The following is a 17817-nucleotide window of genomic DNA, read 5'->3' as shown; positions in this document are numbered from 1 at the left end:
CCGTCCGCTCGTCTAGGCTTCCTCCATGAGCAGGGAGCTTCCGTCGCGCAGGCTGCTGCTGGTGCACGCGCATCCGGACGACGAGACGATCACCACCGGCGCCACCATGGCGCGCTACGCAGCAGAGGGCGCCCTCGTCACCCTGGTGACGTGTACCCGGGGCGAGGAGGGCGAGATCATCCCGCCGGCTCTCGCCCACCTGGGACCCGAGCGGGACGACGAGCTCGGCGCCCACCGGGCGGGCGAACTCGCCGCCGCCATGCGGGAGCTGGGCGTCACCGACCACCGCTTCCTCGGCGGCCCGGGGCGTTTCCGGGACTCGGGCATGCAGGGCCTCGACCGGAACGGCCGCCCCGGCACGTTCTGGTCGGCAGGTGTCGACGAGGCGGCCGGTCTGCTGGTCCCGGTGATCCGCGAGGTACGCCCCCAGGTGCTGGTCACCTACGACCCCCGCGGCGGCTACGGCCACCCCGACCACGTCCAGGCCCACCGCGTCGCGACGCGCGCCGCGGAGCTGTCCGCGGACGCCTCGTACGACGCGGACCCCGCGCCACCGTGGTCCGTGGGCCGTATCTACTGGACCTGCATCGCGCGCGCCGCGGCGGAGAAGGGCCTCGCGGAACTGGCCGCGGCGGGCCACCCCTTCCCGGACACGGCGACGGTCGCGGACCTGCCGGGCGTGGTCGACGACGACGAGGTCACCGCGGCCGTGGACGCAGGCGCGTACGCGGCGGCGAAGGCCCGGGCGATGGCCGCGCACGCGACGCAGATCACCGTCGCCGACGGCGCTTTCGCCCTCTCCAACGGGCTCGGCCAGCCGATCCTGACCACGGAGCAGTTCCGGCTCGCCGGCGGCGCGCGGCGCGATCCGGGCGCCGTGGAGACCGACTTGTTCGCGGAGGTGGCGGCGTGAGCGCCAAGAAGCGGTCCGCACGCCCCGACTCCGCCGCCGGCGGCGGAAACCGGACCGGCGCGGGCACAAGCCGCGAGCAGGCGGGCGGCAGCGGGCGCGCGGGCCGCGGCGGCGGAAACCCGGCCGGCGCAGGCGGCGCGAGCGCGGAGAAGCGCAGCCGGGCCGGCGCCGCCACCGCGGACTCCCCCGCGCGCCGCCCCGCCGCCCCGCCCCCCGGCAGCGCCCTCGCGCGGCCGGTGACGCTCGGGCGCGTACTGGCGTACCTGGCCGCCCTCGTGCTCGGCGGACTCGTCGGGATCGCCGGTTCGCTCGTGCAGGCTGCCTGGACACCGAGCGGGATGCTGCTCGCCCTCGCCGCCGTCGGCGGGCTCTGCTACGGCGCCGGGGTGGCCACCGGGGGCCGTGGCGCGGGCTTCGCGGCGGGCGGCGGCTGGTTCCTCGCGGTGGTCGCCCTGTCCCTCAACCGCCCCGAGGGCGATTTCGTCTTCGCCGCCGGACTCGGGCCCCAGCTCTTCATCTTCGGCGGGATGCTGGTCGCTGTGATCTGCACCATACTGCCGCAGCTCCTCGTCGCGGACGGGCCACCGCCCCGACTCCCCGAGTGACGTGCTCTGTTGGGGCGCGGACGCGGTCAAGTAGGCCTTCGCGCGGGTGGCCTCATGCGGATGTCGGGCCTCAGTGTCGGAGCGGACAAGTATGGTGGTGCGCGCCGCCGAGCTGCCCGCGGGTGCCATGACGGGCGGCGGAGCACTACGGGAGACCTGCCGTGAGCCGAGAGAATGACAGTCCGCCATCCGGTCCCGAGGGACGCGGCGACGCCGCGTATCCGTCGGGGATCCCCCCGTACGCGGGACCGGACACGCCGACCGCCAGTCCCCCCGGACCCGCTTCGGGCCCGGGGGCGGGCCGGGACGGCGACGCGGGCGTTCCCGCGACCGAGACGACGCTGACGACCCGGATCCGGATCAACATCCCCGGCTCCCGGCCGATCCCGCCCGTCGTGGTGCGCAAGCCGCTGGAAGCCGGGGCGGAGGAGCCCGACACCGCCGGCGGTGCCGGCATCCCCGCGCAGGCACCCCCCCCGGCGGAGGCCGCGGCGCCTTCCGCCGACGCTCAGGACGGCGGTGGCGGTGGCGGCAAGCCGGTGACGAGCGACTGGTTCGCCCCCCGCAAGGCCCCGAAGGACCCGGCGCCCGCCCAGGGCGCGCCCGAGGCCGCGCCGGCGGGGCCGCCGCCGGGGCAGCCCTCGATGGCTCCGCCGTCCGGCCCCACGGGCACGACGGACGGCTCCGGGATGCAGTTCCCCGCCTTCGCGCCGCCCGCCGAGCCGGGTGCCCCCCTGGACACCCCGCCGGCCGGCGTCCCGCAGGCGCACCCGGCGTCCGGTGACTCCGGATCGGTGGACGTGCCGGTGAGCGAGAGCGGCCACGGCTTCGCCGGGGACGACCCGGCCAACGCCCTGCCCGTACGCCCCACTCCGGCCGGCGGTCCGCCGCGCGGCGGAACCGGGGGCCCGGCGGGCGGCGTGCCTTCGGGGCCGACGTCCGGTCCGGCCACCGGCAGCATGCCGCTCAAGCCCGCCGCCCCGGCCGCGGGCCGCACCCTGCGCGGCTCCGCCGCGCCGCAGTCCCCCACCGGCGGCATGGGCGACACCGCCGTCGGCGGCATCCCCACGGTGCCGCCCGGCCCGGATCCGACGCCGGCGCGCGGCGTGCCCGGAGGGCCCGGACACACCCCGGCCCACGGCGTCCCGCAGGCCGGTCCGCGGGGCGCGGGTCCCGGGCACACCCCGGCGCACGGCCTCCCGCAGGCGGGCCCCGGCCCCGAGGGCTCGCGGTATCCGCAAGAAGCCGCGTCCGCGCCGGGGTTCGCCCCCGCCGCGCAGCCGCCTCCCGGCCCCGGCGCCGCGGCGCCCTCCGCCCCCGGGCCGGCCGGCGGGCCGCCCGTACCCCCGCCCGCCCCTGCCTCCGCCGCCCGCTCCCGCTCCGGGAGCCCCTCCGGCCGGGGCCGCGGCGACCGCAAGAAGCTCGCGGTCATGGCCGGCGCCGGCGTCTTCGGCGTGCTCTGCATCGCGTACGGCGCGGGGCTCGTCCTCAACAACGACGACGTGCCGAAGGGCACCACCGTCCTCGGCGTCGACATCGGCGGCAGCTCCCGCGACCAGGCGGTGGCCAAGCTCGACGCGGCCGTCGAGGAGCGGACGAAGGCGCCGATCGTCCTGCGCGTCGGCGAGCAGGAGAAGAAGCTCACGCCGCAGTCCGCCGGCCTCGGCATCGACACCGCGGAGAGCGTCCGCTCGGCGATGGGCAGCGACTACAACCCGGTGTCCGTCATCGGCTCGCTCTTCGGCGGCTCCCGCGAGGTGGACCCGGCGATGGTCGACGACACCGACAAACTCCGCGCCCGGTTGCAGGAGATCGCCGACGAGGCGGGCGGCGGCAAGGACGGCATGATCCGCTTCGTCGACGGCAAGGCCGTGCCCGTGAAGGGCGAGCCGCACGAGGCCGTGGACGTGGAGAAGTCCATCGGCGTGGTGCAGGAGGCGTTCGACGAGCGCGCGGCCGGTGGCGCCAACGAGCCGGTGACCCTGCCGGTCTCGCAGCAGGAACCGGCCGTCAGCCAGGCGGAGTTCGACACGGCGATGAACGGCTTCGCCAAGACGGCGATGTCCGGTTACGTCGCGGTGCAGGCGGGCGACCGCTACATCGAGTTCAGCCCGGAGCGCTCGATCTCCGAGTTCCTCACGATGCAGGCGACCCCGGACGGCAAGCTGGCACCGAAGTTCGACCTGGAGAAGCTGGAGGAGCTGTACGGCAGCACCTTCGACGGTCTCCTCGTCCAGCGCGGCGACGGCAGCAAGACGGAGATCACGCCGAACGACGTGGCGAGCGCCATGATGGGCCCGCTGCGCGAGACCGACCCGGAGAAGCGGGTGGGCGTCATCGACGTCGCGTGACCGCTCCGGCGCCTGACCGCGCCGGAGAGGACGGCGCCGACGGACAAGGCGCCGACGTATACGAGGAGGGCCCCGCGGGATGCGGGGCCCTCCTCGTGCGCTGGACGGGCGTCAGGCGTTGCGGCGCTTGCGGGCCACCACGACGGCCCCCGCGCCGAGGGCGGCGAGGCCGCCGACGCCGGAGGCGAGGGGGAGCCAGATGTCACCGCCGGTGCGGGACAGTTGACCCGCGCTCGCGTCCCGTGCGTAGTCGGACGGGGCGATACGGCTGTCGGGCGGCTCGAAGCCGTCGTCACCCTCGTCACCCTCGTCGGTCTCGGCGCTCGCGTCGGTCTGGTCGGTCCCGTCGGCCGGGCTGCCGGGGCCGGACGCGTCGGCACCGGAGGCCGCGGCACCGGGGCGGCCCGGCCGGGGCTCTTCGGCCCCGGAGACATCGGACCGGGGGATCCCGGCCCCGGGATTTCCGGAGCCGGGCTCCGGCGCATCGGCGACGTCCGGATCGGACGCCCCGGCAGCCGCAGGCCGGGCCGCCGGGGCGTGCGTGTCCGGGGCCACGGCGGCGGGGAGTCCGGCCGTCGGCACCTCGGCCGCGGGGGGTTCGGCGCGCGGAGTCTCCGCGGCGGGCACCGGCGCAACGGGGGCCGCGTCACCGGTCCGTTCCGGCTCAGCAGGCTGGGCGTTCGTACCTGCCCCTCCTGAACCGTCGTCCGGAGACCCGGCACCGGGCTCCTCGTCCGCGCAGGTGTCGTGCGCGACCCCGGCCCTGGACCTGGCCGCCTCCGCTTCGATCCCTGCGCCGGACTCCGTCCCGGTCTCTGCTCCGGTTCCCGCTCCGGTCTCCGGCTCGGTCTTCGCGTCGATCCCCGCCTCGATCTCCGGCTCGATCGCCGCCGCCGCCGCGATCCCGGCCCCGACGCCCTCCGCGATCTCCATGACCGCCACGGCCGCCGGCGGCGCGGCCACGGTGCCCTCCTCCCCGGTCTCCGGTTCCCCCGCGGGGGCGGAGCGGTCCTCCGTCGCCGGGGTCTTCCACTCCGCCGGTGCCGGGTGTCCTGCCCCCTCGGCCGGCGCCGCGTGGGCCTGCGGCAGGGTGCCCGCGACGGACAGCGCGGCGACGGACAGCGCCCCGCTGAGCACGCGGAGCCGACGGCGTGACAAACGCTTCATGGTGGGTGTCCCTCCACTCGGTGACGGGCCAACAGAAGCCGACGCCCACCATGGCTATCACTGATAGGTGATAAAACCGACTAACCGGACTTCCCTCTCTGCGGCAGATTAGCCCCGTCGGCCTACCCGCCCGCCCCCGGTCCCGGCTCTTCGCCCCACTCCGCCGCGAAGTGGCACGCCGACGGGTGCACCACCGCCCCCTTCGCCTCCCGGAACCACGGCGGCACGGCCAGCACCGGGTCCTTCTCCGCGCAGACCGGCTGCGCCTTCCAGCACCGCGTCCTGAACCGGCATCCCGACGGCGGGTTCGCCGGCGACGGCACGTCGCCGCTGAGCAGGATCCGCTGCCGGGTCTCCCGCGCCTCCGGGTCCGGCACCGGCACCGCCGAGAGCAGCGCCTGTGTGTACGGGTGCGTGGCGTGCTCGTAGATCGCCTCGTCGGTGCCGGACTCCACGATCCGGCCCAGGTACATCACGCCGACCCGGTCCGAGATGTGCCGGACCACGGACAGGTCGTGGGCGATGAAGATGTACGACAGGTGAAACTCGTTCTGCAGCCGCTCCAGCAGGTTCACCACCTGCGCCTGCACCGAGACGTCGAGCGCCGAGACGGGTTCGTCGGCGACGATGATCTCCGGCCGCAGCGCGAGCCCCCGCGCGATCCCGATCCGCTGCCGCTGGCCGCCGGAGAACTGGTGCGGGTAGCGGTTGATGTGCTCGGGGTTGAGCCCGACGACGTCCAGCAGCTCCTGAACCCGCCCCCGCCGGCTGCCCTTCGGCGCCACCTCCGGGTGGATGTCGTACGGCTCGCCGACGATGTCACCGACGGTCATCCGCGGGTTGAGCGAGGTGTACGGGTCCTGGAAGACCATCTGGATGTTGCGCCGCACGGCGCGCAGCGCGCGCCCGGACAGCCGGGTGATGTCCTCGCCCTTGAACCGGATCCGGCCGGCCGTGGGCCGTTCCAGGTTGACCAGCATCTTGGCGATGGTCGACTTGCCGCAGCCCGACTCGCCCACGATGCCCAGGGTTTCGCCGCGCCGCAGGTCGAACGAGACGCCGTCGACGGCCTGTACGGCCCCGATCTGCCTGCGGAAGACGATCCCCCGGGTGAGAGGGAAGTGCTTGACGACGTCGCGCACTTCGAGGATCGTCTCCCCGCCCGGCACGGCCGGCCGCACCGCGGTCACCTCGGGGCTGGTCATGTGGCCGGTCCTTCCAGAAGGGGGGCCGCGCCACCGGAGCGGCGGCGGCCGGGACGCGGGAGCGCGGACGGCCCCCGCGTGCCTCCCCGTACCTCAAGGCCGGTCATGGAGCTGGTCCTTCCAGAAGTGGCACGCGCTCCCCCGCCCGGGAAGCGGGCGGCCCTCGTCGTCCGTGACCTCGTACAGCGGCGGGCGGTCGGTCAGGCAGACGTCCTGGGCGCGCGGGCAGCGGGGGTTGAACGGACAGCCCGGCGGGATGGCCAGCAGGCTGGGCGGGGTGCCGCGGATGGCGCTCAGCTCCCGGCCCTTCTGATCCAGCCGCGGAATGGAGTCCAGCAGGCCCCGCGTGTACGGGTGCGCCGGCGCCTTGTACAGGTCGTGTACGGGGGCCGTCTCCATGATCCGGCCCGCGTACATCACCGCGATCTTGTCCGCGACGTCCGCGACCACGCCCAGGTCATGGGTGATGAGAATGAGCCCCATCCCCGTCTCCTCGCGCAGCTCCGCCAGCAGGTCCATCACCTGCGCCTGCACGGTCACGTCGAGTGCCGTCGTCGGCTCGTCCGCGATGATCAGCTCGGGTCCGAGCGCCAGCGCCATCGCGATCATGATGCGCTGCCGCATGCCCCCGGAGAACTGGTGCGGGTAGTCGTTGACGCGCTCCCGGGCGGCCGGGATCCGTACCCGTTCCATCAGCTCGATCGACCTGGCCTTCGCGTCCGCCCGGCTCGCCCCGCGGTGCACGCGGAACATCTCGCCGAGCTGGAAGCCCACGGTGTGCACGGGGTTGAGCGACGACAGCGCGTCCTGGAAGATCATCGCCATCCGCTCGCCGCGCACCCTGCGCCGCGCCTCGCGGCCCAGCTTGAGCAGGTCCTCGCCCTGGAAGAGCACCTGCCCGCCGGTGACGAACCCCGGCGGCGAGTCGAGAATGCCCATGACGGCCTGCGCGGTGACGGACTTGCCGGAGCCGGACTCGCCGAGCACCGCCAGCGTCTCCCCCGCGGCCACGCCGTACGAGACGCCGTTGACGGCCTTCGCCACCCCCTCCCGGGTGCGGAACTCCACCTGAAGGTCGCGGACGTCGAGCAGCACGGTCACGGGCCACCTCACCTGAGCTTCGGGTCGAGCGCGTCGCGCACCGCGTCACCGAGCATGATGAACGCCAGCACGGTCAGGCTCAGTGCCCCGGCCGGCCACAGCAGGGCGTGCGGTGCGTTGCGGATCTGCTGGGACGCGGTGGAGATGTCGCCTCCCCAGGAGATGGTCGGCGGCTTCAGGCCGACGCCGAGGAACGACAGCGTCGCCTCCAGCGCCACGTACGTACCGAGGGCGATGGTGGCCACGACGATGATCGGCGCGACGGCGTTGGGCAGCACGTGCCGCAGCATGATGCGGCCGGTGGAGGCGCCGAGGGTGCGGGCGGCCTGGACGTAGTCGTTCTGCTTGGCCGTGATCACCGAGCCGCGGGCGATCCGTGCCACCTGCGGCCACCCCAGCAGCACGATCAGCCCGATCACCGGCCAGACGGACCCGCTCTTGATGACGGAGAGGAAGACCAGGCCGCCCAGCAGGATGGGGATGCCGAAGAACACCTCGGTGATCCGGGACAGCACCGCGTCGCCCCAGCCGCCGAAGTAGCCGGCCAGGCCGCCGAGGACGGTGCCGAGGACGGCGGCGCCGAGGGTGGCCAGGGTGCAGACGGTCAGCGAGGCGCGGGCCCCGTAGACGGTGCGGTTGTAGACGTCGCAGCCCTGGCTGTCGAAGCCGAAGGGGTGGCCGGACTCGGCGCCGAGGTTGCGCCGGGCGATGTCGCAGTTGTAAGGGCTGCCGCTGGCGACCAGGCTGGGCCACAGGGAGACGAAGACGAGGAAGAGGATCAGCAGCCCGGCGACCACGAAGACGGGCTTGCGGCGCAGGTCCTGCCAGGCGTCGGACCACAGGCTGCGGGACGGCCGGTCCGTCCCGGGGACGCCGTCCGTCTCCGCCTGGAGGACGTCGCTGGGGGGCAGCGACTCCGCCTCCTGGGTCGCGATGTCGGCCCGCTGCTTCTCCTCGTAGCGCTCAGGCATAGCGGATCCGGGGGTCGAGCACCGCGTAGAGCAGGTCCACGACCAGGTTCGCCAGCAGGTAGACGATGACGAGAACGGTCACGAAGCCGACGACCGTGGGCGCGTTCTGCCGCAGGACGCCCTGCCAGAGCTGGAAGCCGACGCCCTGGATGTTGAAGATCCGCTCGGTGACGATCGCGCCGCCCATGAGGTTGCCGATGTCGATGCCGAGGAAGGTCACCACGGGGATGAGGGAGTTGCGCAGCAGGTGGCGGACCGTGATGCGGCGGCGCGGCAGGCCCTTGGCGACGGCGGTGCGGACGTAGTCGGCGCGGGCGTTCTCGGCCACGGAGGTGCGGGTCAGCCGCGTCGTGTACGCCAGCGACACCAGCGCCAGCACGACCGCCGGCAGGATCAGCTCGTCCCACGGCGCCTCGGAGGACACCGCGGGCGTGACCCAGCCCCACTTGACACCGAGCAGGTACTGCAGCACGTAGCCGGTGACGAACGTCGGGACGGAGATGACGACCAGCGTGGCGAAGAGCACCCCGGTGTCCACCGCCCGGCCGCGCCTGAGCCCGGAGAGCACGCCGAGGGTGACGCCGATGATCATCTCGAAGAGCACGGCGAGAAGGGCGAGCCGGACGGTGATCGGCCAGGCGCTGCGCATCAGGTCCAGCACCGGCTGGCCGTTGAACGCCCGGCCGAAGTCGCCGGTGAAGATGTCGCCCATGTAGAGCCCGTACTGCCGCCACAGCGGCTGGTCCAGGTTGAGGTCCCTGCGGATCTGCGCGGCGGTGGCGGGGTCGGGCGCCCGGTCGCCGAAGAGGGCGGTGACCGGGTCGCCGAGTGCGTAGACCATGAAGAAGATGAGGAACGTGGTGCCGATGAACACCGGGATCATCTGCAGCAGCCGCCGGATCACATAGCGGCCCATGGGCGCCCCTCCTCTCCTCGCGTCTTCGCCCCTTCCGCGCCGGCCGCGGCGGACCGCCGCGCGTGCACTACTTGACCTTGACGTCCGGGTAGTACGGGACGCTGAAGGGGTCGAGGAAGACGTCGGTGACGCGGTCGGAGTGGCCGGCGATGCCGTTCTGGTACCACAGCGGGATCGACGGCACGTCCTTGGCGAGCAGCCGCTCCGCCTCCTTGTACTTCTCGACGGCCGCGGCGGTGTCCTCGGCGGCGTTGGCCTGGTCGACCAGGTCGTCGAACTTCTTGTTGCTGTACTCGCCGTCGTTCGACGAGGCGTCGGTGTAATAGGTGGGCGCCAGGAAGTTCTCGATCAGCGGGTAGTCCATCTGCCAGCCGGAGCGGAACGGGCCCTTGAAGCTGCGGTCCACGACCTGGGTGCGGAAGTCCGCGAAGGTGCCGATGGGGTTGACGACGCAGGCGTTCTCCTTGTCGAGCACCTTGTTGATCTGGTTGCAGACCGCGTCCATCCACTCCTTGTGGGAGCCGGTGTCCACGTTCGAGGAGAGCGTCACCTTCCCGCCGGGGAGGCCGCCGGCGTCTTCGATGAGCTTCCTGGCCCGCTTCGGGTCGTGCGTGCACAGGTCGCCGCAGATGGTGTCGTCGAAACCGCCCTTCTCGCCGATGACCGGGGAGGTCCAGTCCTTGGCGGGGATGCGGGTGTCGTTGTAGATCTGCTTGGTGATCTGCTCGCGGTCGATCGCCATGGAGAGCCCGCGCCGCAGGCCGGCCTTGTCGGCGCCGCCCCAGGCGTCGTCGTAGAGCGGGTAGGAGAGGGTCTGGATGATGCCGGCCTTCTGGTTGATGAACCGGTCGCCGAGGTCGCTTTCGGCGTTGGCGAGCTGGCCGGCGGGAAGTTCGTCGGAGATGTCGAGGTTGCCGGCCTGGAGGTCGGTGTAGGCCGTGTTCTGGTCGGTGTAGACCTTCAGCTCGATGCCGTCGTTCTTGGCCTTGTCGTCGCCCTTGTACTTGTTGTCCTTGACGAGCCTCATCGACGTGCCCTTGGAGTACGACTCGATCTTGTACGGGCCGTTGCCGATGGGCTTGTCGAGCCAGGCGGCGTGGTTGTCGAAGAACGCCTTCGGCAGCGGCGCGAAGGCCGGGTAGCCGAGGGTGTCGGGCCAGATGGCGAACTTCTGTGACAGCTTGACGGTAAACGTGTGGTCGTCGACGACTTTCAGCCCGGAGAGCTTCTGCGCGGTCGGCTCGCTGCCCTCCTCGGTCGGGTGGACCGCCTCGTAGCCGTCGATGTACTTGAAGAAGCTGCTGTTGACCTGCCGGTTCTTGATGTCGGCCGCGTAGTTCCAGGCATCCACGAAGGACGTGGCGGTGACCGGCTCGCCGTTGCTGAACCGGAAGCCCTTCTTGACCTTGACGGTCCAGTTCTTCTGGTCGTCGCTCTTGATGGACTCGGCGAGCATGTTCTTCGGCTCGGCGGTCTTCGGGTCGTAGACGACGAGCCCGCGGGTGATCAGCTTGAGGACCTTGCCGCCCTGGACCTCGTTGGTGTTCGCCGGTTCCAGGGGGTTCTGCGGGTCGCCCCACTGCGCGGTCACCATGCCGCCGCCACCCGACGAACCGCCGCCGCCACCGTTACTGCCACAGCCGGTCGCCGCGAGCGAGGCGCAGACGACGCAGGCGGTCCACGTGGCGCGGGTGGCTCGGCGCATGGGTGCCTCCCAGGGGTCCCAAGTATCACTTACGTGACATAAGACCCCATAAGCGGCGCCCACGCTCCCGGTGGCACGCCATCGGGGGAGCACAAACCCCCGGATGGCGCCCGGACCGCGCGGCGTTCCGGGGAAAGGCGGCCTTCCCGGTGTAGGCCCGCGCGAAGGCGGTGCGCACACGCGCCCGGGCCCGCGTCCTGTGCCGCCGGGGCGCTACGCCGCGCTACGCGTGCTTCGCCCGCGAGGCCGCCCGCGCGCGCTCGCGCCCGTCCAGCACCACCTTGCGGATCCGCACCGTGTCCGGCGTGACCTCCACGCACTCGCCGTCCCGGCAGAACTCCAGCGACTGCTCCAGCGACAGCTTCCGCGGCGGAACGATCGACTCGGCGATGTCCGCCGAGGACGACCGCACGTTGCTGAGCTTCTTCTCCTTGGTGATGTTCACGTCCATGTCGTCGGAGCGGGAGTTCTCCCCGACGATCATGCCCTCGTACACCTCCGTGCCCGGCTCCACGAAGAGGGTCCCGCGCTCCTGGAGGTTCGTCATCGCGAACGCCGTCACCGCCCCCGTCCGGTCCGCGACCAGCGAACCGCTGCTGCGCGTCCGCAGCTCACCGAACCACGGCTCGTGCCCCTCGAAGATCGAGTGCGCGATGCCCGTGCCGCGGGTCTGGGTGAGGAACTCCGTACGGAAGCCGATGAGCCCGCGCGAGGGCACGACGAACTCCATACGGACCCAGCCGGACCCGTGGTTCGTCATCGTCTCCATGCGGCCCTTGCGGACGGCGAGGAGCTGCGTGATCGCACCGAGGTGCTCTTCCGGCGCGTCGATCGTCATCCGCTCGACGGGCTCGTGGACCTTGCCGTCGACCTCCTTGGTGACGACCTCGGGCTTGCCGACGGTCAGCTCGAAGCCCTCCCGCCGCATCGTCTCCACCAGGATCGCCAGCGCCAGCTCACCGCGGCCCTGCACCTCCCAGGCGTCGGGGCGCTCGGTGGGCAGCACGCGCAGCGACACGTTGCCGACGAGCTCGCGGTCGAGGCGGTCCTTCACCAGCCGGGCGGTCACCTTGTGACCCTTGCTCTTCGCCCCGCCGATCCCCTTGCCGACCAGCGGCGAGGTGTTCGTCCCGATCGTCATGGAGATCGCCGGCTCGTCGACCGTGATCAGCGGCAGCGCGACCGGATTCTCCGGGTCCGCGAGGGTCTCGCCGATCATGATCTCGGGGATGCCCGCGACCGCGCAGATGTCCCCGGGCCCGGCGAGCTGCGCGGGGCGGCGGGTGAGCGCGTCAGTCATCATCAGCTCGGTGATCCGCACGTTCTGCACGGAGCCGTCGCGCTTGATCCAGGCGACCGTCTGCCCCTTCTTCAGCTCGCCCTGCTCCACGCGCAGCAGCGCGATGCGGCCGAGGAAGTTGTCGGCGTCCAGGTTCGTCACGTGCGCCTGGAGCGGTGCGCCCTCGTCGTACGAGGGGGCGGGGACGTAGTCCAGCACGGTGGAGAAGAACGGCTCCAGGCTGTCGCTGTCCGCCGGCACCGTGCCGTCCTCCGGCTGCGTCAGCGAGGCGACGCCGTCGCGGGCGCAGGCGTAGACGATCGGGAACTCGATCTGCTCCTCGTCGGCGTCGAGGTCGAGGAAGAGGTCGTACGTGTCGTCCACGACCTCGGAGATCCGCGAGTCGGGACGGTCGGTCTTGTTGATGCACAAGATCACCGGCAGCCGCGCCTGCAGCGCCTTGCGCAGCACGAACCGGGTCTGCGGCAGCGGCCCCTCGGAGGCGTCCACCAGCAGCACGACGGCATCGACCATGGACAGCCCGCGCTCGACCTCGCCGCCGAAGTCGGCGTGGCCGGGGGTGTCGATGATGTTGATCACCACCGGGTCGCCGCCCTTGGGGTGGTATTTCACCGCGGTGTTCTTCGCGAGAATGGTGATGCCCTTCTCGCGCTCCAGGTCCCCGGTGTCCATGACCCGGTCGTCGACGGACTGGAGCTGGTGCTCGGCGAAGGCGCCGGCCTGCTTGAGCATGGCGTCGACCAGGGTGGTCTTGCCGTGGTCGACGTGGGCAACGATGGCGACGTTGCGAATATCCTGGCGCGTCGGCATGACTGGGCGGTGCTCCCGGACTCGAGGGGTCTGCCGGGCGAATCAACCACGGCCACCCCCATCGTACGGTCCCGCCCCGCCACCCCCGCGCCCCGCCGCCCCCGCCCGCCCGGCCGGCCCCGCACCCTCCGTCGCACGCCCCCGCCCCGGCCCGGGCTCGGTCCCCTTTCGGGGCCCACCCGCGCCGCCCCGCCCGCGCCGGACCCCGGCCATCAGGCGACACGCCGTCCACCACCCGAGGGTGCTCGTCCTTCGGAAAGGCTGAGCCCACCGTGCCCGCGTTCCTCTCGTGGAGCCCGCAGAGTAGGGCGAGCGACGAAAGGCGGTCCTCACACCGATTCCCGCGGGAGATACCTGGTCCGGCATCGCCGCGAACGGGAAACGGCTGAGACTTCCCCGCGATCCCCCACGGGATGCACCGGCCGGAGGCCGATGCGGAGCGCAGGCGCGTGCGTCAGCTCCAGCGATGCTGTGATTCCCGGGCCTCCGCCGGTGCAGGCCATGCGGACGGGTCGATGAGGCCCGCGTACGGCCCCGCCGGCGTGAACACGTCGCTGGCGTCGCTGAACTCCCCCTCGTCCTCGCTGACGTCCAGGGAGGTGGCGGCGACGAAGCCCACCCTGCCATCCGATTCCACGGCATACAGGTCACCGTCGGTCGGGAGCAGCCAGTCGGACAGCCGTTCCGCCTCGGCGGCAGACGCGCGGCGGATGCGCAACTGCGAATGCTGTGAGCGCAGCATCACGAAGGAGACGCCGCTGAAGCCGATGTCGACGCGCGTGGGGAGAGTCCCCTTGGGGCTGCGCAGAAGAAGCTGGCTCCTGCTCACCGTGTGCGCCCAGACCTTGAACTCCCGGTCGAAGAAACGGCCTTCCGTATCCACCGTCATGAGTTCCAATCGATTTTCACCTTGCTGCCGTCGAGGTAGAAGTCGACGTCCTTGATCGTACCGTCGCCGTACCGCCCCAGCCCCTTCTTCTCCCACAGTTGGGCCATCTCCCACTGGGTGATCGAGTTCTTCATCCCGGGCCGGGCGCCCACCTGAACCGCCTGCATCACCATGTCGCGGGGGTTCGCACCCGCGAAATTGTCCAGGTTGACGGCCCATTTCACGTCCTGCTTGCCCCACAGCAACATCATGAACATATCCTCGGCGTCCTTCGTCGAGTAGCCCATGAGGGTCTCGAACCCCTCCCGGTCGGCGAGCTTCCGGAACGCCGGCGAGTCGATGCCCAGCATGACCTTGTACGGGGAGAGGCCGAAGGGGTCCGTCCAGCCCGTCGGATCGGCGACGTAGGCGAACGGATTGGCCGCGGGGGCGAGGCCGAGCGGGTCGGGGGTCACATAACGGGAGGACTGCGGGTCGTAATACCGGAACACGTTGTAGTGCAGGCCGGTCTCGGCGTCGAGGTACTGCCCCGGGAAACGCAACGGGGTGTATGCCGTGGCGCCGGCGTTCCAGGCAGTCACGCCCCAAGCCGTTCTGCGTGCCCGCCAGGCCGGTACGCCGTCCTCCGCGACCAGTTCGGTGGGGGTGCCCACCAGGTCGGTGACGATGGCGAAGAACCGCTCGTCGGTCTCCTCCTGGGTAGCGGAGTCCGTGAGCCGTTCCGTCTGGGCGACGGGGCGCAGGCCGTCGTAGTCCCAAGTGAGCGTGGTGTCGCGCAAACGTCCCCGGCCGGTCGAGGTCTCCTCCGCCAGGGTGAGCCCGTCCCAGGAGAACCGGGTCTCCTCCACGACGGTGTCATCGCCGGGGGCCAGCCGCTGTTTGGCCGTCCGGCGGCCCAGCGGATCGTAGAGGTACCTGAACCGCGTCCCGTCCGGCGTCACGACTCCGGTGAGGCGGTCCTCCGCGTCCCAGCGCAGGTGCCAGACGTCCGGCCGGTGCGAGATCCGCTTCTTCCGGATCTCCACCACCCGGCCCGCGGCGTCGTGAAGATAGCGCATCCCTCCGGCACGCGTGAGGCGCGAGCCCGAGTAGGCGCGGGCTCCCCGCGCTTCCGGCGCTCCCGGGCCGGGCCACTCTGCGTGCTCCTGGTTGCCGCTGAGGTCGTAGGCGTACGCCTCACGCCACTTCGGCGCGTGCACTCCGGTGATCCGGCCCACGGCGTCGAAATCCAGGGAGGTATCACCGAGAAGCGGATCGTCGATGCCCTTCAGCCGGCCGTCGCTGCGATAGGAGTAACCGCGGCTGACGACCTCGGTGCCCTCCGCCCGCATCCTTTGGCGTGTCACCCGGCCTGCCGGATCGTGCTCGAACTGCAGGCTCAGGGTTTCGCCGATACGGCGTGCGGACTCCCGGCCCGCCGCACCGATGTCGAACTCGATCAGGCGGCCGGAGGTGCGCAGGCTGGTCACGCGCCCGGCGGCGTCGTAGCCCCACGCGGAACGTACGCCGGCCGGCGTGACGCGCCGGGTGCGGCGCCCGGCGGTGTCGTAGGCGTGGGTGGTGATCCTCCCGTCGACCTCCTCCACGAGGGGACGCCCCATCGTGTCCCGTTCCCACCGCGCCTCGGTGTGGGGCGAGACAGCGCACTGGAGCTGTCCCGCGAGATCGTAGGTGAAGGAGGTCCGCGCTCCTTCGACCTGCTTCGCCGTGATCCGGCCGAGAGCGTCGTGCTCGAACGAAACGGTCTGGCCGACGGCGTTCGTACGAGACGTCACCCGGCCGCCCGCGTCGTACGAGTAGCCGGTGCGCCCGCCGTCGAAGTCGGTCTCGGCGATCATCCGACCGTCGGCGTCGTAGGCGAAACTCCAGTCCCGGCCGTAGGGATCGGTCACGGCGGTCCGGCGCAGCGCCGCGTCGTAGGAGAACTCATACCGTGCGCCGTCGGGGTCGGTGCGGGCGGCGAGCAGATCGAAGTGGGTGTATTCGTACGCGGTCGCGTTTCCCCGCGCGTCCACGTGCCGCACGCAGTTTCCGTCGGCGTCGTACTCCCGGGACTCCCGCGCACCGTCCGGTCCCTGCATCAAGGTGACCGCGCCCTCCACGGTCCACCACAGCCGGGTACGGGCGCCGGCCGCATCGATCACCTGGGTGACCCGCCCGAAGGCGTCCCGCTCACGGCGGACCGTGTTGCCGAGGGGGTCGGTCAGCTCCAGTTGCAGACCGGCCGCGTTGCAGCGGACCGCGGTGCGCGTGCCCGCCGGGTTCACGATGCCGGTGAGACGGCCCTGCTCGTCGTACGTGTAGCGCGTGACCGCGCCACCGGGATCCTCGGCCGCGGTGAGGTTCCCCCGCTCGTCGTAGCTGCGGCGCCACGTCGCTCCGTCGGCGCGGCTGACGGAGGTGAGACTTCCCCTCTCGTCGTAGCCGAAGCGGGTGGTGGTGCCGTCCGCGTAGGTGAGGGAGAGCGGCTGGCCCGCGGCGTTGGGCGAGCTGCGGGTGACGTTGCCGAGGGGGTCGGTCCACGAGAGGAGGTTGTGGTTCTCGTCGTACTCGGTGCGGGTGATGTGGCCCTGAGGGCTGACTTCGGCGATGACCTGACTGTTGTCGTTGATAACAAAGCGGGTGGCGTGGCCCTCGGCGGTGGTGAGGGTGGTGACGGTCGCGTCGGGCCAGGCGGGGTCGGTGCCGTCGTAGTCGATCGAGACGGAAAGGTGCCCGGCCTCGCCGCCTTCGGCGACGCAGCGGTCCTGCGCGTCGTAGGTATAGCGGTAGGAATGGTTGGTGCGGTCGGTCCACGAGGTCACGCGCAGGCGTTCGTCGTAGGTGAAGCGCAGGGGGAGACCGGAGGAGTTGTAGTCCTCGGTGAGGTTGCCGTCGGCGTCGTAGCCGAAGCGTTTGATCTCCACGTCGGTGCCGTCTTCGCCGGCCCGGGCGAGATGCAGGGCGGTGACGCGGTCCTCGGTCGTGGTGAGGCGGAGGTGGTAGCCGCCGGAGTGGGTGATGTCGGTGGGTGCGCCGCTGTCGGGGTCGTAAGTGAAGGTGATGGTGTGGCCGTTGCGGTCGGTTATCTGCCGCAGGAGCGCCAGACCGTCCGGGTCCGCGGCGTAGAAGTGGCGGGTGTGGCCGGTGAGCGGGTCGAGGATGACGTAGCCCCCGTCGTCCCTGCGCGTCAGCGGCCAGCGGGGACCCGACTCGGGGGAGACCTGGTCATCGGGGCCGGCCGGGTGGGGGTAGGCCAGGAGGCGGCCGTCCTCGGTGACGAAGACGATGCCGGTCTCGTCCGTTTCGAGACGCTGGTCGACGGTGGAGGCCCAGGTCGGGCCGAACCACCAGCCGCAGCGGTAGGTGGACCCCAGCCGACGCGTGAACGCCAGGGGGAGCAGGCCGGGCAGTTCGATGTCCGTCTGCGGCAGGTACATCTGGCCGGTGGCCAGGTCGACGGGGTCGGTGAGCTTCGAGACCACGCTCTTCAGCCGGTTCAGCGCGCCCTTTGCGGCGCTGCTCAGCATCGTGCGTCCGCTCTTGGCCAGGCCGAGGATCCCGGCCTTCATGGCTTTGAGGCCCTTCATGGCCTTCATGCCGCCCTTGGCCATCTTGGCGAGGCCGCCGAGGGTGGTCAGACCCTTCATGCCGGGGATGCAGTCGAGGGCCGCGAGGGCGACGTCCCACAAAGAGGCTTCGCCGTTCATGTACTTGTAGAGGGTGTCGGCGAGGACGACGAGGGCGGCGGCCAGCACGACCCAGGCCAGCGGGCCGCCGATGATCAGGACGACGATGCCCAGGACGGCGACGATGACCTTGCAGACGTTGACGATGGTGTCCCAGTTGTCCTTGACCCAGTCGACCGCCTTCTCCCACCACTTCCGGTTCTGAATACCGGCGTC

The 17817-nt window shown here is 71.7% G+C and carries 12 protein-coding genes; 3 read left to right on the top strand and 9 right to left on the bottom strand.

The window, feature by feature from the left end; genetic code table 11:
• Positions 1-25: 25 nt before the first annotated feature.
• The 3 genes from mshB to I003_RS0119440 all read left to right on the top strand — a co-directional run bounded on the left by mshB (position 26) and on the right by I003_RS0119440 (position 3869).
• The gene (gene mshB, locus I003_RS0119450; RefSeq protein ID WP_037721202.1) at positions 26-913 is read left to right on the top strand and encodes an N-acetyl-1-D-myo-inositol-2-amino-2-deoxy-alpha-D-glucopyranoside deacetylase; all 888 of its coding nucleotides are present in this window, start codon (positions 26-28) and stop codon (positions 911-913) included.
• Positions 910-1518, top strand: a complete 609-nt coding sequence (locus tag I003_RS0119445; protein ID WP_027773031.1) for a DUF6113 family protein — start codon at positions 910-912, stop codon at positions 1516-1518. The genes mshB and I003_RS0119445 overlap by 4 nt, the downstream gene beginning before the upstream one ends.
• Before the next feature lie 161 nt (positions 1519-1679).
• The gene (locus I003_RS0119440; protein ID WP_027773030.1) at positions 1680-3869 is read left to right on the top strand and encodes a hypothetical protein; all 2190 of its coding nucleotides are present in this window, start codon (positions 1680-1682) and stop codon (positions 3867-3869) included.
• Positions 3870-3980: 111 nt separating this feature from the next.
• Here I003_RS0119440 and I003_RS0119435 read toward each other — a convergent pair whose 3' ends face one another.
• From I003_RS0119435 to I003_RS32675, 9 genes are all read right to left on the bottom strand, one after another.
• On the bottom strand, positions 3981-5036 hold the full coding sequence (locus I003_RS0119435) for a hypothetical protein (RefSeq protein ID WP_158689007.1): 1056 nt from the start codon (positions 5034-5036) through the stop codon (positions 3981-3983).
• Positions 5037-5158: 122 nt separating this feature from the next.
• Positions 5159-6241, bottom strand: coding sequence for a dipeptide ABC transporter ATP-binding protein (locus I003_RS32680; protein WP_051368338.1), 1083 nt, complete (start codon positions 6239-6241; stop codon positions 5159-5161).
• A 93-nt stretch (positions 6242-6334) separates the two neighbouring features.
• Positions 6335-7342: an ABC transporter ATP-binding protein gene (locus I003_RS0119425; protein WP_027773028.1), complete on the bottom strand. Its 1008-nt coding sequence runs from the start codon at positions 7340-7342 to the stop codon at positions 6335-6337.
• Between the two features lie 8 nt (positions 7343-7350).
• On the bottom strand, positions 7351-8313 hold the full coding sequence (locus tag I003_RS0119420) for an ABC transporter permease (protein ID WP_027773027.1): 963 nt from the start codon (positions 8311-8313) through the stop codon (positions 7351-7353).
• Positions 8306-9229: an ABC transporter permease gene (locus I003_RS0119415; protein ID WP_027773026.1), complete on the bottom strand. Its 924-nt coding sequence runs from the start codon at positions 9227-9229 to the stop codon at positions 8306-8308. The genes I003_RS0119420 and I003_RS0119415 overlap by 8 nt, the downstream gene beginning before the upstream one ends.
• A gap of 67 nt (positions 9230-9296) precedes the next feature.
• Positions 9297-10934 carry an ABC transporter substrate-binding protein gene (locus I003_RS0119410; protein WP_027773025.1) on the bottom strand — a complete coding sequence of 546 codons (1638 nt, stop codon included), beginning with the start codon at positions 10932-10934 and terminating at the stop codon, positions 9297-9299.
• Between the two features lie 223 nt (positions 10935-11157).
• On the bottom strand, positions 11158-13044 hold the full coding sequence (gene typA, locus I003_RS0119405) for a translational GTPase TypA (protein ID WP_027773024.1): 1887 nt from the start codon (positions 13042-13044) through the stop codon (positions 11158-11160).
• Between the two features lie 454 nt (positions 13045-13498).
• Positions 13499-13933 (bottom strand): hypothetical protein, encoded by a 435-nt coding sequence (locus I003_RS0119400; protein ID WP_027773023.1) that lies wholly within the window; start codon positions 13931-13933, stop codon positions 13499-13501.
• Positions 13930-17817 (bottom strand): RHS repeat domain-containing protein (locus tag I003_RS32675; RefSeq protein WP_051368337.1); only part of this gene is annotated, 3888 nt, incomplete at its 5' end. The genes I003_RS32675 and I003_RS0119400, both read right to left, overlap by 4 nt.

This window comes from Streptomyces sp. CNQ329 (assembly GCF_000482585.1).
The sequence above is the reverse complement of the archived record's forward strand: the minus strand, read 5'-3'. Positions and strand labels throughout refer to the sequence as shown.

Excerpts from the sequence above, each read along its gene's own strand:
- I003_RS0119435 (WP_158689007.1), bottom strand. The coding sequence starts at position 5,036 with ATGAAGCGTTTGTCACGCCGTCGGCTCCGCGTGCTCAGCGGGGCGCTG.
- I003_RS0119400 (WP_027773023.1), bottom strand. The coding sequence starts at position 13,933 with ATGACGGTGGATACGGAAGGCCGTTTCTTCGACCGGGAGTTCAAGGTC.
- I003_RS0119410 (WP_027773025.1), bottom strand. The coding sequence starts at position 10,934 with ATGCGCCGAGCCACCCGCGCCACGTGGACCGCCTGCGTCGTCTGCGCC.
- mshB (WP_037721202.1), top strand. The coding sequence starts at position 26 with ATGAGCAGGGAGCTTCCGTCGCGCAGGCTGCTGCTGGTGCACGCGCAT.
- I003_RS0119415 (WP_027773026.1), bottom strand. The coding sequence starts at position 9,229 with ATGGGCCGCTATGTGATCCGGCGGCTGCTGCAGATGATCCCGGTGTTC.
- I003_RS32680 (WP_051368338.1), bottom strand. The coding sequence starts at position 6,241 with ATGACCAGCCCCGAGGTGACCGCGGTGCGGCCGGCCGTGCCGGGCGGG.
- typA (WP_027773024.1), bottom strand. The coding sequence starts at position 13,044 with ATGCCGACGCGCCAGGATATTCGCAACGTCGCCATCGTTGCCCACGTC.
- I003_RS0119420 (WP_027773027.1), bottom strand. The coding sequence starts at position 8,313 with ATGCCTGAGCGCTACGAGGAGAAGCAGCGGGCCGACATCGCGACCCAG.